The sequence below is a fragment of the Gordonia sp. UBA5067 genome, assembly GCF_002414845.1.
GTDB lineage: Bacteria > Actinomycetota > Actinomycetes > Mycobacteriales > Mycobacteriaceae > Gordonia > Gordonia defluvii.
The window spans coordinates 30,257-56,314 of the sequence record NZ_DIAX01000009.1; the positions used below are offsets into that span (position 1 = coordinate 30,257).

Below are 26,058 nucleotides of genomic sequence, written 5' to 3' on the forward strand. Positions count from 1 at the left end.
GGGGTGCGGTTGATCTCGTCGGCCAGGAGCAGGTTGGTGAACACCGGCCCCTCGCGGAAGGTGAACTCGGAGGTGGCGCTGTCGAAGACCAGCGAGCCGGTCACGTCGCCGGGCATGAGGTCGGGGGTGAACTGGACTCGTTTGGTGTCGACCGCGAGCGCCGCGGCGACCGAGCGGACGAGCAGCGTCTTGGCGACCCCGGGTACGCCTTCGAGCAGGATGTGCCCGCGGCACAGCAGTGCGATGAGGATGCCGGCAACGGCAGAGTCTTGTCCCACAACGGTCTTCGCGACTTCTCCGCGCACCGCGGACAAGGCCTGGCGGGCGCGGTCAGAGTCGGTGTGGCGTGCAACTGGTGTCGTCATAGTACGGGTCGGACTTCCTCTTCAAGGGTGGACAGATCGGTGGCGAAGGCGACGAGCCCGTCGTCGTCGACCGGCAGCGGGCCGGCCAGCAGGGCGTACACGGTGGCGAGGTCACGGCCGGTGGCCCGGGAAACGGCCGCGACGATATCGTCGACCGGGGCGTGGCGCGAGACCCCGAGACGCTTGGGGATCGTCCGCAGGGCCTGCCCGCGCAACTGGGCGGCCGCGCGCCGGGCGTCTTTGGATGCCTGGTAGAGCCGGCCGCGCGCCTCGGTGGTCTCCGCGGCCTTGACGACGGCGGGCAGCGGCTCGGTGATGAGTTGGCCGAAACGGCGGCCGCGCCACAGCATCAGTGCGATCAGCACGAAGGCGCCGAGGCCGGCCATCGGCCAGAGCCAGCGCGGCACATCGGGCTCGAGCTTCGCCTGGGTCATCGGCTCGGGGTTGTCGTTCATCAGGTCGGTGTAGTTGGGTGCGAACCACTGCACCTGGGTTCCGGCGCCGATCATCCGCACCGCGATTCCCGCGTGATCGTTCGCCAGGATCGCCCCGTTGCGGAACCAATCTTGTTGGGCGACAACGATCTCGGGGTGCGCGGCAGTAGCCGGATAGACCACGACAGCACCGCCGGTGGGTGTCAGCGGGTCGCGGAAGCAGATCACCGCGTCAGCACCGGCGACGATGATGGTGGCGGAGTGACCCGCCCGATCAGCAGGGGCAATCCCGGCCACCGAGCACTGCGCCGCAGAGGTGAGGGTCGAACCGGTCGACGAGATGACGGCCGTCGAGACGCCCCACTGATCGAGCACCTCCGACCGGGGATCCAAGACAACGATCCGGCGAGCGTGGCGCGTCTTGTCCCGCAGGATGCGGGTACTGCTCTCCGATGCCGACGTGGCCCGCGAGATGACGACCACCGTCGACGGCGTGGCCTCTGGCCAGCCGCGCAACTCCTGCTGATCGCGGGCAACGCGTACCGCGACGCCGTGCGCCGCGAGGGTCTGGGCGAGAGCGGCGGTTCCAGTGGACCGGAAGCTTCCCGGATCGCCGGGGGTGGAGTTGCCGGTGGGCATCCGTTCCCGCGACCCGCCGACGATCAGGGCGGCAACCGCCAGGGCCGCGAACGCGCCGACAATGATCAATGACACGACGGCGACGATCGGTCCGGGCCGGCGGCGGACCGCCGGGTTGCTCGCGGATCCCGCCGGGGGCGCACTCATCGGCGCACCGGGGGAAGCAACGGCAGCGACATCTCGGCGATCTCATCGTCGACGTAACCGGTCGGTCTGGTGTCCCGCAGATCGGCGTCCAAGTGCACCAGTGCGGCGGCCGAACCGGCGCCGGCGTGGCGCCCGCCGTAGGCGACGGCATCGAATACCTCGGCCGCCGAGTACAGCACGCCGTAGTGATCGGGAAAGACATGGCGGAGCCGCCGCGCGATGTCGTGGGCGGTGGCCGAGCGCGCGCCGAGGAGTAGCGTTCGGTCCGACGCCGATTGCGCGATGGCGCGCATGGCCGCGAGCACCGCATTGTCGTAGTCGCCCGCCGCCAGCGCCTCGGCCGCCGCCGACCGGAACTGCTCGGCCGTCCCGGCGATCCCGCCGAGCACCGCCCCTGGCGAACCGTCGATCGCATCGCCGGTGCGCCGGGTCTCGCGCCGCACGCGGACCACGACGTACCCGGCCACCGCGATGAGCAGGGCCAGGAGCAGGAATCCGATGGTCAGCGAGAGGCCGCTGTTGAACAGGCCCGACAACCACTTGCCGAGCCGGTCCAGGAACCCCGGTGTCTGGGGCGACCTCCACTCGGGCGATTTCGCCGCCGGGTCGGCGTACCGGGGTTTGGACAGCTCGTCGCGCAGCCACTGCCGGGCGGTGTCGTTGTCGGGGTCGAGCGCCAGGTAGATCACGCCGCCTCCGCTCCCGCGCCCGAGGCCACTCGGGCCGACAGCTCCACGTCGTAGCCCTCCTGACGAATCCGGGCATCGACGTAGTACATCACCGCGAAACCAGCGGCGATCGGGGAGAGGACCGCGCCGGCGATCAGCATGACCATCGCCGGCATCCCGCGCAGGAAGAACAGACCCACCGACATGAGGATCGCAAACCCGATGGTGCTGAACAGAATTGCCTGCAGGGCAATCGGCACCAGGTGATGCAGCAGGCTCTTTCCGCTCAGATACAGCCCGCGGCGGACCGACTGTTCCAGGGGCGCGCCCTCGACGGCGAGGACGGTGTGGATTAGCTGAATCGGCACGGCCACCAGCAGGTAGACCGACAGCGGAGCGGTGTACAGCACGGGGAGCAGCAGCACCGCCACGCTCTTGGCGACCACCTCGGTGATTGCCGCCAGCACCAGGCCGAGCAGTAACGCGGGCGCAGCGAGAATCGCCAGGCCGGCCACCTCGAGCGCGGTACGCGGAACCAGCCGCGCGAACGCCGCGGACAGTGCGTCGGCGAAGGCCATCGGCCGTCCGATCGCCGTCGCATGCAGGGGGCTCGCGAGCGCACCGGTGAGGGCCACCGGCATGACGAACGCTGCAATGCTCAGTGCGACCAGGCCCAGCCCGGGGTCGACGACGCGGGCGACAACGACGATGGCGGCCGCGGGCACCCAGGCGCAAACCCAGAGCAGCCCGATTATCCCGAGGTTGCCGCTCGCCACGCTCACCGCCCCGCTGACGATGTCCAGGCCGGTCAAGGGGCGCAGCGGTGCGCTGCCCGGCTTGTGCGCGACAAGACCGTCGACGGGCGCGGGCTGCGGTTCGGGTAGCCGCGTCGGCAGCTCGACGCCGGGCAGCGTCGGCAGCTGCGCCCCGCGGCCGGTGCGCGGGCCGGCCGGCTGCCACTCCGCGTCGACGAGACCGGGCTGCGGTGTCGCCACCTCGACATTGGGGGGTGTCCAGCCGACAAACCGGGTCCGCTCGCCGCCGAGCGGATCGTCGCCTGCCGACATAGCAACCCCTCGTGAGTGGACTTCTCTAGAACCGCGAACCTATCAAAGCAAACACCATCCAGCTGCTACCGTGACTAGAACCTGTTCTAGTTCGTCATTCGAGGAGAGCACCCTGATGACCGGCACCGCCACCGATTTGACCGCTGCGATCAACGCGACGGTCGACACCTACATCGACCTGATCACCAACGGGACTCCCGAGCAGATCGCCGACCTGTACGCCGAGGAGTGCAGCGTCGAAGACCCCATCGGGTCCCCGCTGCGCACCACGCGCGCCGAACTGATCGAGTTCTACGGCCTTATCGCCAACCTCGACGAGCACCGGGCCACCCTCAAGTGGAAGAAGGTGGTGGGCGACACCGCAGTCTTCGAGTTCCACCTCTTCACCAAGGCCGGCGACACCGGCTTCGAAATCCAGCCCGTCGACATCATGGTGTTCGACGAGAACGGCAAGATCACCTCGATGCGCGCCGTCTGGGATCCGGCCACCGACCTCAAGACGGTCTGACCGGCCGTACTAGGGCCGTCCTGCCGGGCGCAGCACCACCTCGACCGGATGGGCATCGGCCGGGGTGTGCACCGCCGCCGCGACGGCGGCGGCGACTGTCGCGGGATCAAGGAATGCGCCGCCGTCGTAGGGGTCGCCCTCGATCGCGACAATGCGGCGCTGCATCTCCGTATCGATCCGCCCGGGGAAGATCGACGTCACCCGCAGACCCGGCTCCTCGAGGCGAAGTGAATCTGCCAGCGCCCGCAGCCCGAACTTGCTCGCCGCGTACGGCGCCCAGCCCGGATTCGCCCGGATTCCCGCGCCGGAGTTGATGAAGACGACGTGACCGCCGGACCGGCGCAGCGCCGGCAGCAACAGGCGGGTGAGTTCGGCGGCCGCGACGAGGTTCACCTCGAGAACACGCTGCCACTCCTGCACGGGGGTGTCGGCCACACTTTCCAGACTCGACTCGACTCCGGCGTTGTGCACCAGCACGTCGAGCGAGGTGATCGACTCGGTCGCCGCGGCCACCGCCGCATAGTCGGTCAACTCGGCCGCGAAGGTCGTGGCGCCACCGAGTGACGCGGCGAGGCGGTCTAGTTCGGCCGACGGTCGCCCACCGAGCAGCACGTCATGGGAGCCGGCGAGCGCGGTCGCGATGGCGGCGCCGAGGCCGCGACTCGCGCCGGTGATCAGAGCGGTGGGCACGCCTGCGACCCTACTCGGCAACCGGTGCGCCGACTTTGCCCGATATCCGGTCCCGCGGCGGGAATGTTCCCCCGACCAGCCCTATGCCGGACGCTCGTGGCGGATCATTGGTCCCATGTCAGCGACCGAACCGGACCGCCCGCCCGATGGGAGTGGCTTCTCCGCCGCCGGCCGCACGCGCAATCCTCGACTCGACGCGGCCCTGATCGTCGGCTTCCTCGTCGGCGTCGCACTTACCACCTGGTTCGGGCTGCGCGCCAGCGCGCCCGGCATCGTGGGGTACGAGTTCACCGGCGATCCCGGTGCCCGGGCCGGCGAACTCGATCGTGCGGTGGGAAGCGACTTCGGGTTTATCGTCGGCTACACCCTGGCCCTCGGGGCACTGTGCGTGTTCCTCCGGACGCGCACCTTCTCGGTGACGCTGCGCACCGCCATCACCGCGCTACTCGGGATGCTTGCCGTCGCGGCGCTGGCAGATGTCGCTGAAGACATCGCCCTGCTCGCCCACAACGGTGCGTGGTCGGCTCCCTTCGCGACGCTGAAGTGGGTGATGATCGTCCCCGTTCTGCTGATCATCCCGGGCGCGATCGGGTACGCCGGCCGGTGGTACTTCTCGCGAAAGTGGCTGATACACAGCAGATCAGAAGTTCCCGACGTCGCCTATGTCTTCGCTCCGCCGCGCGAGGACGAGTCGGCGCAGCAGTACCGCTGGCGCCGGGCGTACTGGGTCCCCACCGTCGCCGATCCGATCCGATCCGACACCAGCGCGGTCTGCCTGTCCGGCGGGGGCATCCGCGCGGGCAGCGTCGCACTCGGCGCATTGCAGGCGCTGTCGGGCAACCCCAGCGCGAACGCCGACGATGCGACCAATGACGTGCTCGCCGCCACCGACTACCTCATCTCGGTCTCCGGCGGCGGCTTCCTCTCCGGGGCGTTCCTGCAGGCCGCTCATCGCCCACCGGGCACGTCGGTCTGGCCCGCCGGGATGAGCGAGGCGCTCGGCGCAACCAATCCCGCCGCCATCCCCGACGAACCGCTACCGGTCGACGAATCATTCAAACGCGGCTCGGTCGAGTACGACCGGGTCCGCCGCCACGCCAGCTACATCGCCGACTCGCCCGCGGAACTCGCCGCGGCCCTCGCCATCGTCGCCAAGAACATGATCCTGTCACTGGCCGTCGTGTTTGTGCCCGCGGTGGTCCTGGGAGCGCTCCTCGGCACGCTCTACGCGCGGGTGCCGGTCTCCGCCGTCGAACTCGACTCCGCGTGGTCGACGCGAACGCCCAACACGGTTCCCGCACTAGTCGTGGTCGGCGTGGCCGCAGCGCTGTCGGTGCTGTCCCTGGTGGCCGCCAACCTGGCCGAGGCGACGTCGACGCGCCGGTGGGCGATGAACCTCAACCAAGTGTTCACCCGCATCGGCCAGCTGGCGGCGACCGCTGCGGCCATCATCGCGCTGGCGACCTTCGCGATCCCGTGGGCAATGCGAGTGGTGTGGTCCTCCGGCGGGCCGTCGGGTCCCGCCGGGGTGGCGGGACCGGTGTCATCGGTGCTCGTCCTGAACTACGTGGCGGTGCTGGTGGCTATCCTGTGGCGTAACCGCGGATCGGTGAGCGGCTTCTTCGCACGGATGCGCGGAACGCCGGCCGCGCCGCGACAGGCGGTGCCACAGGGCGTCGTGCAACTGCTGATCGTCCTGGTCACCCTCGTCGTCCTGGCGCTCGCCTGGCTGCTGACGGTCGCCGTGGTCGCGGCGTGGGCGGTTCGCGGCGCCACGCCCGGTTCCCCCGACACCGGCAAGGTTGTCGGCGTCGGCGTCGGCGCACTCGCGGTGCTGGCCGTCTTGGCCCTGTTCGACGTCACGTCGACGAGCCTGCACCCGTTCTATCGCCGCCGGCTGGCCACGGCGTTCGCGATGCGCCGCATCCGGCTCCGCGACGGCCAGTTGCGCGCAGTGCCCTACCCGCCATCGGAGTCGACCGAGCTCTCCCTTTTCGCCGAACCCCGCCGGACGCACCTGACCTGGCCCGCCCCGGCCGATCCGCCACATCACGGCCTGACCACTCCGGTATTCGTGTTCGCCGCCGCCGCCGCGGTATCGGGGGAGGACAAGCCGGCCAGCGGGCAGAACGCCGTGTCCTACGCCTTCAGCGCCGACTACGTCGGCGGCCCCGATCTCGGCTGGCTCAAGACCGAGTCGCTGGCGCAGATCGTCCCCACCCGGATCCGGCGAGACCTGACCGTGCAGGCCGCGATTGCGATCAGCGGCGCAGCCTTCGGGTCGGCGATGGGTCGGGCTGCCCGCGGCTATCAGGCGCTGCTGGCCGTCTCGGGGGCGCGCCTGGGCAGCTGGTTGCCCAATCCGCGCTTCCTGTTCCAATCCCGGTTTGAACACGACAACCCGGCATGGCCACACGGCCTGCCGACGTTTCGCGGGATCAGCTACCTGTTCCGGGAGGTCTTCGGGTCCCACTCGGGCCACGGGCGACTGGTCCAGATCAGCGACGGCGGCCACTACGAGAACCTCGGCCTGGTCGAGGCCTTGCGACGCCGGTGTACGACGATCGTGGCCATCGACGCCAGCGGCGACACCCCGCCCGACCTGACCACGTTTGCCGAAGCGGTCCGGCTGGCCGAAGCAGAACTCGGGGTGCGCTTCGCCATCGACGACGACTACTCGCCCGCGCGGCTCGCCCCGGGGACCGCCGACCGGGCCATTGCGGCCGACGTCACCGCTGAGCTGGTGGCCCGGCTGGCCGACTCCCCGATCGTGCGGGTGCGGTTCACCTATCCCGACTCGGCCGGCGGCCGGTCCGGAGTCCTGATCCTGGCCAAGGCGATCCTCACCGCCGACCTACCGCCGTGGTTGCTCACCTACGCCGACAACAACCCGGTCTTTCCCCACGACGCGACATCGGACCAGTGGTTCAACGAGGGCCAATTCGCGGCGTACACCGAACTCGGCAGGCAGATCGGCGCGAAGGCCCGCCAAGCCCTGAACCCGCTCACCGGTGGCCAATCTCACTGACCGTGAGGTTTTAGTTCGTAAACCTAAGGATTAGTATCGCTTCGGTGAGCGACGACCTGGCCCGAGATCTGCGACCGGCCATCACCCGGCTGTACCTGGCGCTGCGGCGGCGCGCACCCATCGCCGGACTCAGCGCCGCTCAAGCGTCTGCCCTGTCGACTCTGCTGGTGCACGCACCCCTGCGGATGGGCGCCCTCGCCGACCGCGAGGGGATCCGGATGCCAACGGCGACCACGCTGGTCGACGGGCTGATCAACCTCGGACTCGTCCACCGCCGCCCCGATGCCGACGACCGGCGGGCCGTCATCGTCGAACTCACCGAACGGGGTCGCACCACGATTGAAGCGGCCCGCCGCCAGCGCGACGACGCCCTCACGGCGGCACTGGCCCAGCTGTCGGAAGAGCGCCGCGGCCAGTTGGCCGCCGCGACAACGGCCCTCGCCGAACTCCACGACCACCTCGAGCGCGCCACCACTGCGGCCGACGCCTCCTCGAATTAGTTGAAGAAGGAAACCCGTGACCGAAAAGATTGATGACGCCCATTCGGCGGCCGTCTCGGCCCCGCTCGCCGCGACGGAACCCGGCACCCACCCAGCGCTGATCGAGACCTTCCGCAAGCAACCCCGAGCGGTCTGGGTGACCGCATTCGCCGCCGTCATCGCATTCATGGGGATCGGGCTGGTCGACCCGATTCTGAACACCATTGCCGAAGCGCTGCACGCGCCCGAGTCCAAACTGACACTGCTCTTCGGCGTCTACCTGGGCGTGCAGGTGTTCGCGATGCTGATCACCGGCTGGTCGGCGTACACCTTCGGGCCCAAACGCACCCTGACCGTGGGACTTGTCCTGATCGTCGTCGCCGCCGGCTTGAGCGCCTTCGGCTCCACCATCGATCAGCTGATCATGCTGCGCGTGCTGTGGGGACTGGGCAACGCCCTGTTCATGGCCACCGCGCTGGCGTTCATCGTCGGGCAGGCCAAAGGCGGGCAGCGCGGCGCGATCCTGCTCTACGAGGCGGCACTGGGCGTCGGCCTCGCCGTTGGGCCGCTCATCGGGGCCCTGTTGGGCAGCGCATCGTGGCAGGCGCCGTTCGCCGGCACCGCGCTGCTGATGCTGGTGGGCGCGATCCTCTGCGCCTGGATGCTGCCCGCCGACGGGCCCCGCGGCGACCGCACCCCGGTTCGCATCACCGACCCGCTCGCGGCGCTGCGGGATCGGACCCTGCTGGTCACCGCAATCGGTTCGGGCTTTTACACCGGTGCGCTGTTCACCATCATCGCCTGGGCCCCGCTGGCCCTGTCGGTCGCGAACAAGGCCCACGGACACGGTGCCGTCGGACCCATCGGCGCAGGATTGGTGTTCTTCGGGTGGGGCTTGCTCACCGCACTCGCCGGTGTCTTCCTCGCGCCGCGCATCGCGGACCGCTTCGGCCAGAAGGAGGGAGTCCTGGGTGCCATCACGGTCTACGCCGCGGCGATGGCCCTGGCCGCCTACGGTGCGGCGGCCGATTCCGTCGTGCTGATTGGGCTGGCCGTCATCCTTTCCGGCCTGCCCTCGGGCGTCCTGAACACCCTTTTCACCAGTGTTGCCATGTCCAGTGGCGACCCGGCAACGCCCCGGTCGGTGGCGAGCGCCGGCTACAGCTTCCTGCGCTGGATGGGCGGCGCGGCCTCAGCCATCGCCGTCGCCCACATCGCATCGTGGTTCGGCGCGCCCGCCCCGTTCTGGTTCGCCGCCAGCTACTGCGTGATCGCCATCGCCGTGGTGTCGCTCGTCCGCAACGACGCCACCGACCGCGCGCCCATCCCCGCCGACGCCGCCCTCATCGGCACCGAGGAGATGTAGCCCACAGATGTGGCGAGGCCGCCCGCCGCGTCAGCCCGGCAGATCGGCGACACAGTTCAGCGGGCCACCCGAACTCGTCCCCTCCGACATCACCGTCCCGCCGACGACGATCTGGCACGTTACCGTGCCGCGCACGACGATGGCACCCAAGCTGGCCTGACCGTCGGGCACGAACGTCGTCACCGACCACGGCGAGCGCACCGTCGCCATCGTCATCGACCGGCCGTTCGTCTGGTAGCGCACCACGATCAGATCGCCGTCACCGAGTAAGCGGTAGACGACCTGCCCCGCGGGAACCGGGGCCGTTGTCGGGCTGCTCGGCACGGATTCGGTCGTAGCGGACTCCGACGTCGTCGTATCCTGCGTGCTGGGCGCATTCGTGGTGTCCGACACGGCTGGCGCCGGCGTTTCACCACCCCGGCCGGCGGTCACCGAGATAAGGAATGCCACCAACAGAATGGCGACCAAACCGGCCACGATCGACCCGATGAGGATCTTCGTCCGCCGGTTCTTATCGGGCCCACCGCCGTTGTCGCCATACCCCTGGCCGTACTGCTCGTTCCCGTACTGGACGGTGCCGGGGTACTGCTCCGGCTGGTAGGAACTGGTCGGCTGCTCCGGATCGAACCTGCGCGTCGAGGAGGCGAACGGGTCCTGGGGATCCTGGGGATATGTCATGCACACATTGTGTCACCCGGTGAGGTCGCTGCGCCGGATTCGGTGGCACCCGTCACTCGCCGGCGATCGCCTCCAACGGCTTGGTCCGGGAAGCGCGGATCGCCGGCCAGATGGCCGCGACGACGCCGACGACCGCCGCCCCGACCAGCGTCTGACCGATCAGCGGCCACGGCAGCACCGGACTGCCGATTCCCCATTCCCGCAGGGTGCGCACCAGGGCCACCGCGAGCCCGCTGCCCAGCACAACACCCAGCAGCGCCCCGAAAATGGCGATTAGGACCGATTCCAGGTAGATCATCCGGCGCACCTGGCTGCGCGCCATGCCGATCGCGCGCTCCATCCCGATCTCCTGGCGACGCTCGACCACCGAAAGGGCGAGGGTGTTCACAATGCCGAGCACGGCCACCAGCAGGGCCAGGCCCAGCATCGCGTACAGCACGCCCAGCATCTGATCGATCATCGCCGACGCCGCACTCTTGAACTCCTCGCGCGTCTGCACCTGCACCGTCAAGAATCCGGCGGTCGCGGCGGTGAGGCGCTCCTGCAGCTGCACCGGGGACACGCCCGGTGCGGCACGAACGAAGACGCCCGCCAGCATCTGCGTCGGTCCGGGCATCACCTGGTCGTAGGCGGTGCTGCCGAGCAGCCACGGGCCGACCGCGTCGTTGCGCTCGTAGACGCCGACGACCGGCACCGGCACCGCTGCCCCGTCGGCGCGGGTGAACATCAGGACCTTGCCGACGGTCCACCCCGCGGTGCGCGCGGTCGGCTCGTCCACGAGCATCCCGTCGGGCGTCAGATCGACGCCCTTGACAATTCGGTAGTTGACCATCTCGTCGAGCCGCCCCCCAACGACGGCCCGTCCCCTGACCTGCTTGCCGTCGATGGTGCCGACCACCATCCCGGCCCCCACGGCCTCGGCCACGCCGGGAGTCTCGCGTATCGCCGGCAAGACCGGCGGTGGCACCGGCAGGTTGTTGACACCGGTGACGAAGAAGTCTGACTTCACGTTTGTGTTCAACGATTCGTCGACCGTCGCTTTGAAGGTCGAACCGAGGGTGCCGATGATGGCGACCAGCATCAGGCCAATGGTCAGCGCGAACGCGGTGGCAGCGGTTCGCCGCGGATTGCGGCCGGCGTTGGTGCGGGCGAGTTGGCCGATCTTGCCGAACGGCCGGGTGATGACGCCGAGGACGGAGATCACCGGTATCGAAAGCGCCGGCGCCGCCAGTACGACAGCGACGATCAGCAGGATCGCACCCACTCCGACGCCGAGCGCCGGGCCGACACCCTGACGCATCGCGGCAGCCACCGTGATCGCGATCGCGACCGCGCCGATGATCGAGCCGGCAATGGTACGGCGGCGCAGCGACCGCGGCTCGGCCATCGTCGAACGCATCGCCTCCACCGGCGCGACGCGGGCCGCGCGGCGGGCCGGCAGCCACGCGCTGAGCATGGTCACGACGATCCCGACGAGGAGCGTGCCGATGACGGCGGACGGTGTGATCAGCAACCCGCCGTCGGGGAGGCCCGTCGTGGCGATCGCGACCGCACGCAACCCCGCGGCAAGGCCGATCCCGGCGATGAGGCCGACAACCGCACCCACCAGCCCGACGATGAACGCCTCGGTCAGGACCGATCGCGACACCTGTCCCTGGCTGGCGCCCACCGCGCGCAGGAGTGCGAGTTCCCGATTGCGCTGGGCGACGATCATGGCGAACGTGTTGTAGATGATGAACGTGCCGACAATGATCCCAATCCCGGCGAACGCCAGCAGGATGTAGGTGAAGATCTGGAGGAACCTGTTGATCGAGTCCTTACTCTCCTGGCGCACCTCCGCACCGGTCTGCACCTTGAGGAGCGTCGGGCCGATCAGGTTCTTGACGCGTTGTTGCAACTCGCCGTCGGTGACTCCGGGCCGCGCCGACAGGGTGACGGTGCCGGCGTGGTTGCCATCGGAAAACAGGTGCCGCGCTGTCTGTTCATCGAAGGCGACCGTCACGAACCCGCCTACTTCGAACGGCCAGTCGAGCAGGCCCACCACGGTGACCTCTTGCGGCCCCGCCGTTCCCTGCCCGGCCACGACCTTGGTCGTTGATCCGACGTGTAGCCCGGCCTTCTCCGCCGCAGTGGAGTTGATGGCGACCTCACCCGCACGGACCGGCCCGCGACCGCCGGGCAGGATGACGTTCTCGCCCTCGGCGACCGCCTGACCGGGCGGGAGATAGGTGGTGCCGATGCTCGGTGCATTGCCCGTCTGCAGCGCCTTGCCGTCGGCCGCCGCGACGGCGACAAGCCCGGTGTAGTTCACCGCGAGACGGTCGTAGCCGAGCCGGTCACGATTGGCCCGCAGCTGCTCGACGACCGGCATCGGCACCCCGGGACTGATCTGTGCACCCGTTGCCGCCATCTCGGACGGATTCCTCGGTGCGACCTGAACGGCAACGCCACGCGCAGTCTTGTCGAAAATGCTGGTGAACGCGTTGGAGATGCTGCCGGTGAACACGATCGAGCCGGCCACGAACGAGGTACCGAGCACCACCGAGAACACGGTGAGGAACAGCCGGATCTTGTGCGCGGCGAGATTGCGCACCGAGACCCGGCGCATGACCGAGCCCATGGCTATTGGTCCTCGTCGGCGAGCGCGCCGGACCGGCTGTCGCCGTCCGCGCTGCCGTTGACGACGCCGTTGTCGTCGAGGTGGCGCATCACCTCGAAGACGCCGTCCGCATCCGGGTCGCGCAATTCGTTGACGATCTGGCCGTCGGCGAGGAAGACGACGCGGTCGGCAAACGATGCGGCGCGCGGGTCGTGGGTCACGATCACGACGGTCTGGCCGAACTCGTCGGTCGCGGCGCGCAAGATTGACATCACTTCGGCCGACGAGCGGGAGTCGAGGTTGCCGGTCGGCTCATCGCCGAAGATGATCGCCGGACGTCCGACGAGCGCACGCGCGCACGCGACGCGCTGCTGCTGCCCGCCGGACAGCTCGCTGGGCCGGTGCTCGAGTCGCGCTGCCAGGCCCAGGCGCGAGACGACGGTGTCCATCCACTGCTGGTCGACGTCGCGACCGGCGATATCGCAAGGCAGCGTGATGTTCTCGCGCGCGGTCAGCGTCGGGACGAGGTTGAAGGACTGGAAGACGAACCCGATGCGGTCGCGCCGCAACTCGGTCATGGCTTTGTCGCCGAGTCCGGTGAGATCGGTGTCGCCGATTCGGACGGTTCCCGCCGACGGGGTGTCCAGCCCGGCCAGACAGTGCATGAGCGTTGACTTCCCCGAACCGGACGGACCCATGATGGCGGTGAACTCACCGGCGGGGAAATCAATGCTGACGCCGCGCAGGGCGTGGACCGCGGTGTCTCCCGCACCGTATTCCTTGGCCACTTCGACGGCGCTGGCCGCAATGGCGGTGGACGGAGCGGACCCCTGGGTGACGACGTCGCGTGGCGGCATGGTCTCTACCGTGCCACATGTCGGCGGCTGCTCCCACCGGTAGCGGGGATGCACGCCCACCAGAGTGGACGACCCCGGCACCAATCGGATGCCGGGGTCGTCCGGAAAAGCTGGGTTGGAGTGCAGCTAGTCGGCGAGCCGCTTCGTCAGCGCATCGAGTTCGGCGCTCAGTTGCGCGGGCAGTTTGTCGCCGATGAAGTCGAACCACTCGTTGATCAACGGCAATTCTTCGCGCCACGCGGCGTTGTCGACCGACAGGGCCTCGGCCACGTCAGCGGTATCGACGTCGAGCCCTTCGAGATCGAGTGCGGCCGGCGTCGCGACGATGCCGATCGGAGTCTCCTGGCCCTCGGCCCGGCCCTCGATGCGGTCGACAATCCATTCGAGCACCCGGCTGTTCTCGCCGAATCCCGGCCACAGGAAGCGGCCGTCGTCGCCCCGCCGGAACCAGTTGACGTAGTAGATCTTCGGGAGCTTGGCCGGATCGGCCTTCTCCCCAATGGTCAGCCAGTGCTGCAGGTAGTCGCCGACGTGGTAGCCGAGGAACGGCAGCATCGCCATCGGGTCGCGCCGGACCTTGCCGACGGTGCCCTCGGCAGCGGCGGTCTGCTCGGACCCGACGGTCGCCCCCATGAACACCCCGTGCGCCCAGTCGCGCGCCTCGGTAACCAGCGGGATGGTCGTCTTGCGCCGGCCGCCGAACAGAATCGCCGAGATCGGCACGCCGGCGGGATCGTCCCACTCGGGGGCCACCGACGGGCACTGTGCCAGCGGGGTGCAGTATCGCGAGTTGGGGTGGGCGGCGAGGGTCTCGGTCTCCCGCGGGTACCAGTCGTTGCCCTTCCAGTCGATCAGATGATCCGGCTCGCCCTCCAAGCCCTCCCACCAGACGTCATCCCCATCGGTGCGGGCAACGTTGGTGTAAATGGTGTTGCCGGCCTCGATGGTCTTCATCGCATTCGGATTGGACTTGTGGTTGGTGCCGGGCGCAACACCGAAGAACCCGAATTCGGGGTTCACCGCGTAGAGGCGGCCGTCCTCGCCGAAGCGCATCCAGGCGATGTCGTCACCGACCGTCTCGGCGCGCCAGCCCGGAATGGTGGGCTGGATCATCGCAAGATTGGTCTTGCCACAGGCACTCGGGAACGCCGCGGCGATGTAATAGGCCTTGTCCTGCGGGCTGATCAGCTTGACGATGAGCATGTGCTCGGCGAGCCACCCCTCGTCATGCGCCATCGCCGACGCGATCCGCAACGAGTAGCACTTCTTGCCCAACAGCGCGTTTCCGCCGTAACCGGAACCGTAGGACCAGATCTCGCGGTCCTCGGGGAAATGGGTGATGTACTTCTCGGTGTTGCACGGCCACGGCACATCCTCCTGGCCGGGTGCCAGCGGTGCGCCGACCGAATGCAGCCCCTTGACGAAGAACCCGTCGTCACCGAGGGCCTCGAGCACCTTGGGGCCGACGCGCGTCATCACGCGCATCGAGAGCACGACGTACTCGGAGTCGGTGATTTCGACGCCGAGTTTGGGGTCGTCGCTGCCGAGCGGGCCCATGCAGAACGGGATCACGAACATGGTCCGGCCCCGCATGCAGCCCCGGTACAGCTCGGTCATGATGCCCCGCATTTGCGCGGGGGCCATCCAGTTGTTGGTGGGGCCGGCTTTTTCCTCGGTGGTGCTGCAGATGAAGGTGCGGGATTCGACGCGGGCGACGTCGGCGGGGTCGGAGAGGGCCAGAAACGAATTCGGCTTCTTCGACTCGTCGAGTTTGACCATCGTGCCGGCCTCGACGAGCTGTGCGGTGAGGCGGTCCCACTCCTCATCGCTGCCGTCGGACCACACGACGCGGTCCGGCTGAGTCAACTCTGCAACCTCGGCTACCCAAGCAAGCAGGTCAGCGTGTTTCGTGGGCGCGCTGGCGGCGTCGAGTCCGGGAATCGTGGCAGAGGTCATTGGAAGCGTCTCCTGAAGTCGCCGACCGCCTGCAGCGCGGTCAGTCTGCCTCCCAGGATACGGGATCTACCTGGTCGATCGGGAGTCGGGTTGTCGGCGGAAGAGGCGTCGGGTCCGAAGGTCCCGCCAGCGCACCGAAGAACCGGCCGGGGCCCGGCCGGGCTTATCGCAGGCGACCCGGCCGGGCCGCGCTCCACTGCCCGGTATCGGGGTCGTAAGTCGAGGACGACACCGACCCGTCGGCCCCGATCCGAGTGACGAGGTCGACCCGATGGTCTCCATCGGTATCGGTGAAAACCGTCAAGCCCGCGGCGTCGTTTCGGGAGAGGCTGTCACCCACCCCGTCCGCGTCGGTGTCCGCCGTCGCCGGCCCGAGGTCCCACAGTCGACCCGACTCCGAAAGCCACAGGTGTTCGCCGACGCCCCCGGCCGTGCCGTGGGCGCCCGCGGCCTCATCGTCGGGAAGATCGCCGTCCATCACTAGTTAGACGCAGCGGCGCGGCAATCGGTTCCCTGTGACCCGAGGTGTCCCCTCCAGGCGGCCCGCCGGACGGCGGCGGCGGCGGCCGCTTCGACACCGGTCAGCATCGCCGCCACCCGCCACTCGGTGCGGGCGCGGGCGTCGGCCAGGACCTCGGCCACCCAGGCGCGGGCCTGCCCGCGCAGGAGAACGCGACGGCGCAGCGCAACGGCAGCGGTCGCGACGCCGAGCCCGATCAGAAGGGCGGCCAGGACTGCCGCCCCACCTGGGATTAGCCCGGCCATCGACCCGGCCGCCAGGCGGCCGACACCCAGTCCGCTCGATGCGCCGATCAGCACCAGCACCGCGTCTTCGGCCCCCCACGTGCGGCGCTGCCACGAAACCGCCATCGAGGGCGCGGGCCCGGCGGGCCGCGGATCGGCCGCCCGGTCGTAGGCGGCCAGGCCGACGAGGGCCGTCGCCTGGATGTGGGCGGCCTGTTCGCCGACCGCCCCGACGAGGTCGCGCTCAAGATCGGCCGACGAGCACCGCAACCAGTGCACGAACCGCTCCACATCGCCCACGCGCAGTTCCATCGCCGCTTCCTGGCCCGCCGACGCCAGCTCCCGGAATCCGGCATGAATCCGCCCACCGGCCCACGTCCGCACCGCGGCAGACCCGAGCCGCAGACCGGTGAGGCGTTCGGCGGTGGTGCGGCGGGCGAGCTCGACGGCGGCCCGTCCATCAGATTCCGCGATGATCCACCCGACCAGGTCGTCAAACCCCGACGCCACCGCGTCGCCGCGGTCGGCGAGACCCAGCGCGACCGCGAACACCGGCAGCCGACCATCGGGATCGAGCACACGGCTCGCCGTCATTGCGCGGTCGGGCCAGGTCGGACAGTCCTCGATCCCAACGGCGACCAGCGCAACCGCGTCACAGCGTCGGCGCAGGCGATGCACGTACGCTGCTTGACCGGCACCGATCTCCGCGCCCACCGGGAACAGCCACAATCCGACCACCCCCTCGGCCCCACCCCCTTCGGCCCCACCCGCCGTCTCGACGACGAACCCCTCCGCCGCGAGCGCGCGGCTCACCACCGACAGATTCGTTTCCCCGGATCCGGCCACCCCGGTCCGGCCCACCAGGATCTTGCCCAGCCGGCTAACGCGCTGCTCTCCCATTGATATTTCCCCCGTGCGTCAGGCCGAACCACCCCCGTAGTCGACAACCCTCATGTAATCAGGTGAGACGATGGTCCGGTGAGCGATACCGTCGATCAGTCCCGGCTCTACCCGCGCGTGACGAGCTTCCGCTTCCGGCGGGGCACGCTGACCCCGGGCCAGCGCCGCAATTGGGAGACCCTGTGGCCGGCCCTGGGCCGCGACCTGCGTATCCACCCCGAGCCCGGCGGCCGGGTGGCCGAACCGCCGCTGCACACCGATCGGTGGTTCGGGCGCAGCGCCCCGCTAATTCTGGAGATCGGCTCGGGCACCGGCATCTCCACTGCGGCGATGGCCGGTGCGGAACCCCAATTCGACGTGATCGCCGTCGAGGTCTACCAACCCGGGCTGGCTCAACTGGTGGGCCTCGTGGACCGTGGTGGATTGACCAATGTCCGCATGATTCGCGGCGACGCAGTCATCGTGCTCGATGAGCTGATCGAGCCACAGAGTCTGCAGGCGATCCGCGTATTCTTTCCCGACCCCTGGCCCAAGGCGCGCCACCACAAGCGGCGATTGCTGCAGTCGGGAACCCTGGCGACGATGGCCGAGCGGCTCGCCGACGGCGGCGTGTTGCACATCGCCACCGACCATGCGGACTACACCGAGTGGATTCGCGAACTCCTGGACGCCCAGGATACGACCCGCACGCACCTGGTGCCGCTGACCGGAGACAGTCCCGTCTCGTTGGCCCGGCCGACGACCAAGTTCGAGGGCCGGGCCGCGACCGAGGGCCGCGTCGTCACCGAATTCGTCTACACGCGAGCCGAGGGGGACCAATGAGCAACGGATCTGAGAACGGGGTCGGCGAGGTGATCTCCGGGCAGTCGCGCGCGCGTCGAGTCCTGCTCGTCTGGGACGCGCCCAACATGGACATGGGTCTCGGCGCGATCATCGGCGGCCGGCCGACCGCGGCGCACCGGCCACGGTTCGATGCCGTCGGCCGGTGGCTGCTCGGGCAAACCGAGTCAATTCGCACCGGTGACGACCCGTCCCGGCTGCCGGTGGGTGTGTTGCCGGCGATCGAGGCGGAGGCGACGGTCTTCACCAACGTGAGCCCCGGCAGCGCCGACGTGGTCCGGCCCTGGGTCGACGCGCTGCGCAACGTCGGGTACGCCGTGTTCGCCAAGCCGAAGATCACTGACGACACCGATGTGGACGACGACATGCTCGCCCACATCGAGATGCGTCACCACACGACCGGGCTGGCCGGGCTGATCGTCGCCTCCGCTGACGGCCAGGCCTTCCGTGAACCGCTGCTTCGGCTCGCGGCCGAGGGCATTCCGATCACCGTCATCGGTTTTCGCGAGCATGCGAGTTGGGCGCAGGGCGGGGAGCTCATCACCTTCGTCGACCTCGAGGACATCCCCAATGTGTTCCGCGAGCCGCTTCCGCGGATCACCCTCGACGCGCTGCCCGACGACGGCGCCTGGCTGCCCCCGTTCCGGCCGTTGTCCGCGCTGGTGCGATAGGCCCTGATCCCGCTCGGCGCCGGCCGGAATCGGCTGCAATCCGGGCCTACTCAGTTGGCATTCAGGCAATACCTGGAAGAATGGCCCGACGTGGGTTCTGCGGCACATGCGTTCCGGATGTGTCGCGCGACGAAAGGAACCAAGCGTGTTCGGATGGATCGGCGCGTTCGTGTATCGAATGCGGTACACCGTCATCGCCATCATGGTGGCCCTGATGGCCGGGCTCGGCCTCTACGGGCTGGATCTGCCCAAGCACCTTTCCCAGAGTGGCTGGTTCGACCCGACGTCGCAGTCCGTAAAGGGCTCGATCATCGCTGACCAGGTCCTTGGCCGCGACCACAAGTCCGACATCGTCCTGCTGGTGACCCCGCCCCCGGGACTCAAGATCGACGATCCCGAGTTCACGACGAAGATGGAGAACTTCGTCAACGACCTCGTCACCAACGAGAAGACCAAGGGCCTCGTCGGCCGCTCTGATCCCGGCATCGTCGACCCGTTCTACCTCGCCGACAACAGTGCCGCGGCCAAGGCGGCCCAGGACACGATCCGCTCGCACACCTTCAACCACGACGAGAACAAGGCCTTCATCAGTATCGGCGTCAAGGGCCACGACGACACGTCGATCTTGCAGAACTTCAAGTCGCTGCGCCCCGCCTTCGATGACATCGACAAGCGCTTCGATCTCCAGGGTGCGAACTTCCAGCTGGCCGGGCTGCAACCCATTGCGAATGCGATGAGCGTGGGCATGGAGCATGACATCCGCCGCGCCGAAGTCATCGCCCTGCCGGTCGTCGCGCTCATGCTGTTCTTTGTGTTCGGCGGTGTCATCGCCGCGTTCCTTCCGGTCCTGATCGGCGGCCTCACCATCGCCGGCTCGTTGGGCATCATGAAGTTTCTCGCGACGGTGACCGAGCTGAACGTCTTCGCCCAATCAGTGGTGACGCTGATCGGCCTGGGCATCGCAATCGACTACGGCCTGTTCATCGTGAGCCGGTTTCGCGAAGAGCTGGCCGAGGGGTACACGACGAAAGCCGCGGTCCGAAGAACCGTGATGACCGCCGGTCAGACGGTGTGGTTCTCCGCGACGATCATCATCGCCGCGATCGCCTGCCTTCTTCTGTATCCGCAGGCCTTTCTCAAATCGGTGGCCTACGGGGCGATCGCCTCGGTGGCACTGGCCGCTTTCCTCTCGATCACCGTGCTACCGGCGATCCTCGGCATCCTCGGACCGCGCGTCGACGCCCTCGGCTTCTCGTTCTTGCGCCGCACCAAGACCAAGCAGGAGGTCGAGGACGGGTTCTGGGGAAAGCTGTCCGGGTGGGTGATGAAGCACCCGCTCAAGACGGCGATTCCCACCGTCCTGCTGCTTCTCGCGCTGATCATCCCCTTCGGCAATATCCAGTTCGGCGGTATCAGCGAGCGCTATCTGCCGCCGGACAATCCGACACGCATGGCTCAGGAGGCCTTCGACCAGGCCTTCCCCAAGGAGCGAACCGAAGAAATCAAGCTGATCGTCGTCTACGACGAGAACAGTACCGAGGACCAGGAACGGCTGGTCGCCCTCGCGGATTCGGCCAATCAGCACGACCGCAGCGTGCCGCCGAACGAGCGGTTCTTCACCAAGGAGTTCTCGCTGTCGTCCGATGAGGGCGCGCTGACCGGGTCCCGGGGTGATTCCGGTCAGGGCGTGGTGCAGATGTCGGCGGGTCTGCGCGATCCGAAGGACACTCGCGCCTCGGCCGATGCGATCAAGTATCTGCGCTCGATCGATCACCACGGTTTGCAGTACGTCTTTGTCGCCGGCACTCCGACGCTGACCCAGGATTCGATTGACGCGCTGCTGACCCGTCTGCCGCTGATGGCGGTCATCCTGATTCTTGTCACCGGCTTCCTGATGTTCCTGGCGTTCGGCTCGCTGGTGCTGCCGATCAAGGCGGCTCTCGTCTCGGCACTGGGTTTGGGGGCGACGCTGGGCATCTTGACCTGGATTTTCGTCGAAGGCCACGGCTCGAGCCTGTTGAACTTCACGCCGGGTCCGCTGTTCGCCGCGGTGCTGGTCCTCATCATTGCGATCGTGTTCGGGTTGTCGACGGACTACGAGATCTTCCTGTTGTCGCGCATGGTCGAGGCGAGACAGAAGGGGGCGTCGACGACGGAGGCGATCCGGGTGGGCACGGCGCACACGGGCCGAATCATCACTGCGGCCGCAGCGATCCTGGTCGTGGTGACGGGCGCATTCGCACTCTCGGACATCGTGATGATGAAGTACATCGCGTTCGGCATGATCGCGGCCCTGATCCTCGACGCGACGATCATCCGCATGCTGCTCGTGCCGTCAACGATGAAACTGCTCGGCGACGACTGCTGGTGGGCGCCGAAGTGGATGCAGGCCTTTCAGCGCAAGCTCGGCCTCGGCGAGACGATTCTCGATGTCGAGCCCGACGATATGCGTGAGCTGAGCGCGGCCGCGGTCGGCTCGATGTCAGCGGGCACCGTCATTGCCACGGCGCCGACGACGGCCTTCGCCAGTCCGTCCCGGGTTTCGCCGCAGGAAGCCGCGCCCACCACGGTTTTCCCGACGCCGGGAGCGCAAGCGAACGGGCCGAATCCGCTAACCGCGCCGGGAGCGCAAGCGAGCGGGCCGAATCCGCTAACCGAGTCGCTGGCAGCGCCCGTGGAGCAGCCGCCGATCACGCCTCGTCGCCCTGCGCCGATCCCCCCTGCGCCGATCATTCCTGCACCGCCGCCGATCCGGCCGGTGCAGCAGCCCGGTCCGGCGCAGGATTCGGCAGCGGACGATACCCCCGACACGGGGGCGTGGAAGCTGGGCAACGGCGGTATCCGCCTCGGTGGTCTTGATGCCCCGGCGCCGGTTCAACCGCCCCCGCATGCTCCCGCGCCCGTCGCCGATGAGGACGACGATGCCGACGGCAAGCGCGCCGCGGGGCACCGCGACCGGGAGATCAGTGTGCAGGATCTGCTTCGCCGGTCCCGCGATCAGGACGACTAACCCTGGTCAGTCGTTGCCGTCCAACCCGTGTTCGATCGCGTAGCGGGCGAGTTCGACTCGGTTGGCCAGTTGCAGCTTCCGCAGCGAGGACTGCACGTGGTTCTCGACGGTTCGGTGGCTAAGGAATAGTTTCGTCGCGATTTGTTTGGCGGTCATCCCCTTCGCCACGTACCGCAGGACCTCCGTCTCGCGGGGCGACAGGATCGGCTTGGCCGGATCACTGCTGGCCGACAACCGGCGAAACTCACCCAGGACCAGCCCGGCCAGGCCGGGGGTGAATACGGCTTGCCCGGCTGCGGTTGCCCGCACCCCGGCGATCATCTCGTCACGGGAGGCACTCTTGACCAGATATCCGGCGGCACCGGCCTTCACCGCCTCGAGCACGTCGTCACGCTCATCGGAGGCGGACAGCACCATTACTCGCGTCGCCGGGCAGACCGCCAGCAGCTGCGCCGTGGCCTGCGCGCCGCTGCCGTCGGGGAGGTGCATGTCCATCAGGACCACGTCGGGCTGAACGGCGGCGGCTCGTCGTACGGCGGCCGCCACCCCGGCGGCCGTCGCGACGACCTCGAAGCCTTCGTCGAGAAGGTCCCGCTCGATACCGTCGCACCACATCGGGTGGTCGTCGACGATCATCACTCGGATTGTCATTCCAGCCTCCGTTCGACCCCGCCATCGTTGCCGCCATGATCGCGCAGCGGGACCGTCAACTCCCATTCGGTGCCCGCGCCGGGAGTCGAATCCAGCACGACTCGGCCGCCCAGCGTCTCGATGCGCCCGATGATGGCCTGGGCGACACCGAGCCGACCTTCGGCCGCGGCGGCCGCCAGCCGTCCCGGCTCGATGCCGATGCCGTCGTCGCGGATGCTGATCACCAGTTCGTCGCCGAGATCCTCCAACAGGACGAATGCGTGGGCCCCCGGACCGGCGTGGCGATCAACGTTGTCGAGGGCGTTGCGCACGGCGCCGTCGATCTCGGTGCCGCGCTCGATGGGCACCGGGACCGGGTCGCGCGGGGTACTGACCGACACCACCCCGCTGGTCCGGCCGCGCAGCAACAACGCCAAATCAATCCGGTCCCCGTGCTCGCGGGCCGGGTGGTCCATGCCGACGCGGTCCTCGTCGGCCCGCTCGGTGAGAAGTCGGCGCAGGGCGCGTTCTTGCTCCCCGGCCAGCCCGGCCAGCTCCGCGGTGGGGCCGCCGATTTCGCGTCCGCGGCGTGAGATCATCGCCAGCGCCTGCAGGACGCCGTCGTGAACGTGGCGGGCCAACCGGTCGCGCTCTTCACCGGCTGCGGCATAGCGCGCGGCCTGCGTCAGCAGCTCGTGGTTGCGCCGCCCACTGGTCGCCGCCCATCCGACGACGAGGCCCAGGAAGAGCAACTGGATGAGCTGGGCGTTGCGGCCGAAGTTTAGATTCACCTGCCCTTTGACGACGACGGAGGACGCCCACACCGCGACGCCGGTCAGCGCGCCGCCCGTTGCCCCGCCCAGAATGGCCGCCGAGATCACCGCGTTGCAGGCCCACAGCGTCGTCGGCCAAGACTGGTTGTCGGCGATCCAGGGCGCCGACGCGACATAGGACGTGGAGAGCATCAGTGCCGCGGTGACGGCGATGTCGGCGCCCACCCAGCCCCAGTTCCGCCCGAATCCGATGAGGTAGGCGGCAGCGCAGGCCGCCGACCACCCGACGAGGCCGGCGCACAGCACCGCCGTCACCCGTGGGCGTTCCAGCTGCCCGTTGACGGCCGCCTGGAATCCGACGGCATACACCAATGACAGCGCGCGGAAGACTTGGGCGGCCCGCCACAACGGTGCCGCGGCGTCCTCGTCGATATTCCGCATCCGGTCCAACCAGTCCCGCCGCGCCTCGATCCGAGGAGATGTGGGCCGAGAAGATGTGGGCCGCTCCCCCTCGGTCACCGGGTATCCCAGGTCGGCGAATCCGGTTCGGCGACCAGCTCTACACCGCCGACGAGTTCGGCCCCGTCGCCGTCCACACCGGTCGCCAGTTCGCCCGGCCAGACATTCAGTTCGCGGATCGCGGTATTGAGGAAGGCGATCAGCGGAACAGCCAGCAGACCGCCGACGATCCCCGCCAGGACGATGCCCCCGGCGATGGCCAGTACCACCGCAACCGGGTGCAGGCGCACCGATCGGCCGAGGAGGAAGGGCTGCAACACATGGCTTTCCACCTGCATGACGGCGATGACGATGGCGAGCGCGATGACCGCGGCCAGCCATCCGTTGGTGACCAGCGCGACGAGGACGGCGACCCCGCCGGTGACGAGCGCGCCCACGATGGGGATGAACGCCCCGAGGAACACCAGCGACGCGAGCGGTAGGGCGAGCGGCACACCGATGATGGCCAGGCCGACGCCGATTCCGATCGCATCGACGAGCGCGACCGCCACGGTGGCCCGAACGTAGCCGACCAGGGTGCCGAAGCCGGCGTGGCCGGCGGCGCAGACCCGCGCGCGTTGCTCGGCGGGCACCAGCTTCGTGACAAACTCCCAAATCTGCCCGCCGCCATAGAGGAAGAAGATCATGACGAACAGGGTCAAGAAGGCGCCGGTGACGATTTCGGTCGCGGTGGTCGCGGTAGCGAGGGCGCCACTGGTGACTTTCTCCTGATTGTGGTTGATGAAGTCGACGACGTCGCCCCCGACGTTGTTCACCTGCTTCGCGTCGAGCTTGAACGGTCCGTCGATCAGCCACGTCTTGACCGTGTTGACCGTCTGGGTCACCTGGCTGGTCAGTTCCGGGATCCCGTTGATGAACTCGCGAACGACGAAGCTCATGACCAGCCCGAGCACGCCCAGGACGCCGACCATCGACAACACCACGGCCAGCGAGCGGGGCAGCCGGCGACGATTCAAGAAGTCGACGACCGGCACCAGCATCGCGGTGCCGAGGATGGCGATGGCCACCGGCACGAGCACTGTCTTGAACTTCAGAAAGCCGATGAACAGCACCACGACGAGTGCGCCGATCACCAGCAGCCGCCACGACCACGACGCGGCCGCGCGCACCCCGGCTGGAACCGGGTGCGGCGGCGGACTCACAGATTCGCTCATGGGTCCAAGACTAAGCAGATCAGGGTCGGTTCAGCGCTTAGGTACCCTAACCGGCATGGCACAATCGCGCCGGGCGATCTGGCAACGCAGCAGGAGGTCCCTTCGCTGGGTCATGTTGGTCGCCATCGTCGTGGTTCTCGGAGTCGAGGGCTACCTCGTCCGGAACCAGTTCTCCACCGCGTGGGACCGCGTGGGCGATGTTCATTGGGGCTGGTTGACAGCATGTTTTGTGGCATCGATGGCCAACCTCGACAGTTTTGCACGAGTCCAACGCGCACTGTTCCGATCGGCCGGTGTCTTCGTCTCGCAGTGGCGGTCGCTGGCGGTGGTACTCGCCGCGAACTCGTTGAGCCAGACCATGCCCGGTGGGCAGGTCCTCGCCCCCGCCTTCACCTACCGCGAAACCCGCCGGTGGGGCGCGAACCCGGTCGTCGCGTCGTGGCAGGTCGTCATGTCCGGACTGCTCGCCGGCGTCGGTCTGGCCACCCTGGGCATCGGTGGTGCGGTGCTCGCCGGGGCGCGTACCAATCCGTACTCGACGATGTTCTCGATCCTGGGATTCGTCGCCTTCGTCGCCGTCCTGCAGTATCTGGCCAGCCATCCCGCCACCGTCCACAATTGGGGTGAGAAGATCCTCGCCTGGTACAACGAGATGCGCAACCGTCCCGAGCACGCCGGGCAGGAACGGTTGGCGCGACTGATCGACCAATTGGGCGCCGTGCAGCTGACCAGGCGAGACGCCTCCGTAGCGTTCGGGTGGAGCCTGTTCAACTGGATTGCCGACGTCTTCTGCCTGCTGTTCGCCTGCTGGGCGATCGGCGCGCACCCCTCGATCGCCGGCATCGCCGTCGCGTATGCGGCATCAAAGGCGGTCGGCACCGCGATCCCGCTGTTGCCCGGCGGTCTCGGCATCGTCGACGCGGCGATGGTTGCCGCACTCGTCCCCGCCGGAATGACCACCGGCGACGCCGTCGTTGCCGTCATTCTCTACCGGCTGGTCAGCTGGGCGCTGGTCTCGCTGGTCGGCTGGGTGGTGATCCTGGTGCTGTTCCGCACCCGGATCCGGACCGTCGAAGATGAGACGGACGACCTCGAGGAAGGCCTCCGCACCGCCGCGCCGGCCCATCCGGACCGGCCGCTGCTGGGCTTTACCGACGATCAGCGCCGACTGATCCTGGGCCATCCAATCCCGGACGACGACGGTGCCGGCGACACCGACGATGACGGCCCGCCGGCTACTCGTGATGACGGCCCGCCGCCTACTCGTGATGACGGCCCGCCGGCTACTCGTGATGACGGCCCGCCGTCGGGCGACACGGCCTGGAAGCTACCGTAG

21 protein-coding genes and 1 pseudogene are annotated in these 26,058 nt (G+C 68.5%); 8 read left to right on the top strand and 14 right to left on the bottom strand.

Annotation, left to right across the window (positions count from 1 at the left end; all coding sequences use genetic code 11):
* The 4 genes and pseudogenes from B4M62_RS01205 to B4M62_RS01220 form a co-directional block, all read right to left on the bottom strand.
* Positions 1-365, bottom strand: a pseudogene (locus B4M62_RS01205) (AAA family ATPase); the annotation flags it as partial.
* On the bottom strand, positions 362-1,585 hold the full coding sequence (locus tag B4M62_RS01210; protein ID WP_290703957.1) for a DUF4350 domain-containing protein: 1,224 nt from the start codon (positions 1,583-1,585) through the stop codon (positions 362-364). The gene B4M62_RS01210 and the pseudogene B4M62_RS01205, both read right to left, overlap by 4 nt.
* Entirely contained in the window at positions 1,582-2,274 is a 693-nt protein-coding gene (locus B4M62_RS01215) for a DUF4129 domain-containing protein (protein WP_290703960.1), read from the bottom strand. Before B4M62_RS01215 ends, B4M62_RS01210 begins: the two co-directional genes overlap by 4 nt.
* Positions 2,271-3,320: a hypothetical protein gene (locus tag B4M62_RS01220; protein WP_290703962.1), complete on the bottom strand. Its 1,050-nt coding sequence runs from the start codon at positions 3,318-3,320 to the stop codon at positions 2,271-2,273. Before B4M62_RS01220 ends, B4M62_RS01215 begins: the two co-directional genes overlap by 4 nt.
* A gap of 115 nt (positions 3,321-3,435) precedes the next feature.
* On the opposite strand from B4M62_RS01220, the gene B4M62_RS01225 reads away from it, so the two are divergent.
* Positions 3,436-3,828 (top strand): nuclear transport factor 2 family protein, encoded by a 393-nt coding sequence (locus tag B4M62_RS01225; RefSeq protein WP_290703965.1) that lies wholly within the window; start codon positions 3,436-3,438, stop codon positions 3,826-3,828.
* A gap of 9 nt (positions 3,829-3,837) precedes the next feature.
* On the opposite strand, the gene B4M62_RS01230 is transcribed toward B4M62_RS01225, so the two are convergent.
* Positions 3,838-4,518, bottom strand: coding sequence for an SDR family oxidoreductase (locus B4M62_RS01230; protein WP_290703968.1), 681 nt, complete (start codon positions 4,516-4,518; stop codon positions 3,838-3,840).
* 115 nt (positions 4,519-4,633) lie between these two features.
* Between B4M62_RS01230 and B4M62_RS01235 the strand changes: the two genes are divergently transcribed.
* From B4M62_RS01235 to B4M62_RS01245, 3 genes are read left to right on the top strand one after another with little or no spacing between them, the layout of a single operon-like run.
* Positions 4,634-7,546: a hypothetical protein gene (locus B4M62_RS01235; protein ID WP_290703971.1), complete on the top strand. Its 2,913-nt coding sequence runs from the start codon at positions 4,634-4,636 to the stop codon at positions 7,544-7,546.
* Positions 7,547-7,581: 35 nt separating this feature from the next.
* Positions 7,582-8,046, top strand: coding sequence for a MarR family winged helix-turn-helix transcriptional regulator (locus B4M62_RS01240; protein ID WP_290704141.1), 465 nt, complete (start codon positions 7,582-7,584; stop codon positions 8,044-8,046).
* 16 nt (positions 8,047-8,062) lie between these two features.
* Complete coding sequence (locus B4M62_RS01245; RefSeq protein ID WP_414651749.1) at positions 8,063-9,391, top strand: MFS transporter; 1,329 nt, start codon at positions 8,063-8,065, stop codon at positions 9,389-9,391.
* A gap of 30 nt (positions 9,392-9,421) precedes the next feature.
* On the opposite strand, the gene B4M62_RS01250 is transcribed toward B4M62_RS01245, so the two are convergent.
* From B4M62_RS01250 to B4M62_RS01275, 6 genes are all read right to left on the bottom strand, one after another.
* A complete protein-coding gene (locus tag B4M62_RS01250) occupies positions 9,422-10,069 on the bottom strand; it encodes a hypothetical protein (protein ID WP_290703974.1) in 648 nt (215 codons plus the stop codon).
* Between the two features lie 52 nt (positions 10,070-10,121).
* On the bottom strand, positions 10,122-12,677 hold the full coding sequence (locus B4M62_RS01255; RefSeq protein ID WP_290703977.1) for an ABC transporter permease: 2,556 nt from the start codon (positions 12,675-12,677) through the stop codon (positions 10,122-10,124).
* 14 nt (positions 12,678-12,691) lie between these two features.
* Positions 12,692-13,525, bottom strand: a complete 834-nt coding sequence (locus tag B4M62_RS01260) for an ABC transporter ATP-binding protein (protein ID WP_290703980.1) — start codon at positions 13,523-13,525, stop codon at positions 12,692-12,694.
* 126 nt (positions 13,526-13,651) lie between these two features.
* Positions 13,652-15,481 carry a phosphoenolpyruvate carboxykinase (GTP) gene (locus B4M62_RS01265; protein ID WP_290703983.1) on the bottom strand — a complete coding sequence of 610 codons (1,830 nt, stop codon included), beginning with the start codon at positions 15,479-15,481 and terminating at the stop codon, positions 13,652-13,654.
* A gap of 163 nt (positions 15,482-15,644) precedes the next feature.
* Complete coding sequence (locus tag B4M62_RS01270) at positions 15,645-15,959, bottom strand: DUF6802 family protein (protein WP_290704147.1); 315 nt, start codon at positions 15,957-15,959, stop codon at positions 15,645-15,647.
* A 2-nt stretch (positions 15,960-15,961) separates the two neighbouring features.
* Positions 15,962-17,125, bottom strand: coding sequence for a hypothetical protein (locus tag B4M62_RS01275; protein WP_290703986.1), 1,164 nt, complete (start codon positions 17,123-17,125; stop codon positions 15,962-15,964).
* A gap of 78 nt (positions 17,126-17,203) precedes the next feature.
* Here B4M62_RS01275 and trmB point away from each other — a divergent pair, with 78 nt between their 5' ends.
* The 3 genes from trmB (at position 17,204) to B4M62_RS01290 (ending at position 21,646) form a co-directional block, all read left to right on the top strand.
* Positions 17,204-17,947: a tRNA (guanosine(46)-N7)-methyltransferase TrmB gene (trmB, locus tag B4M62_RS01280; protein ID WP_290703989.1), complete on the top strand. Its 744-nt coding sequence runs from the start codon at positions 17,204-17,206 to the stop codon at positions 17,945-17,947.
* Positions 17,944-18,636 carry an NYN domain-containing protein gene (locus B4M62_RS01285; RefSeq protein WP_290703992.1) on the top strand — a complete coding sequence of 231 codons (693 nt, stop codon included), beginning with the start codon at positions 17,944-17,946 and terminating at the stop codon, positions 18,634-18,636. The genes trmB and B4M62_RS01285 overlap by 4 nt, the downstream gene beginning before the upstream one ends.
* A 145-nt stretch (positions 18,637-18,781) precedes the next feature.
* The gene (locus B4M62_RS01290) at positions 18,782-21,646 is read left to right on the top strand and encodes an MMPL family transporter (RefSeq protein WP_290703995.1); all 2,865 of its coding nucleotides are present in this window, start codon (positions 18,782-18,784) and stop codon (positions 21,644-21,646) included.
* 6 nt (positions 21,647-21,652) lie between these two features.
* Here B4M62_RS01290 and B4M62_RS01295 read toward each other — a convergent pair whose 3' ends face one another.
* The 3 genes from B4M62_RS01295 to B4M62_RS01305 form a co-directional block, all read right to left on the bottom strand.
* Positions 21,653-22,297 carry a response regulator gene (locus B4M62_RS01295; RefSeq protein WP_290703997.1) on the bottom strand — a complete coding sequence of 215 codons (645 nt, stop codon included), beginning with the start codon at positions 22,295-22,297 and terminating at the stop codon, positions 21,653-21,655.
* The gene (gene macS / locus B4M62_RS01300; protein WP_290704000.1) at positions 22,294-23,490 is read right to left on the bottom strand and encodes a MacS family sensor histidine kinase; all 1,197 of its coding nucleotides are present in this window, start codon (positions 23,488-23,490) and stop codon (positions 22,294-22,296) included. Before macS ends, B4M62_RS01295 begins: the two co-directional genes overlap by 4 nt.
* 74 nt (positions 23,491-23,564) lie before the next feature.
* A complete protein-coding gene (locus B4M62_RS01305) occupies positions 23,565-24,722 on the bottom strand; it encodes an AI-2E family transporter (RefSeq protein ID WP_290704003.1) in 1,158 nt (385 codons plus the stop codon).
* Between the two features lie 55 nt (positions 24,723-24,777).
* Between B4M62_RS01305 and B4M62_RS01310 the strand changes: the two genes are divergently transcribed.
* The gene (locus tag B4M62_RS01310; protein ID WP_290704006.1) at positions 24,778-26,058 is read left to right on the top strand and encodes a lysylphosphatidylglycerol synthase transmembrane domain-containing protein; all 1,281 of its coding nucleotides are present in this window, start codon (positions 24,778-24,780) and stop codon (positions 26,056-26,058) included.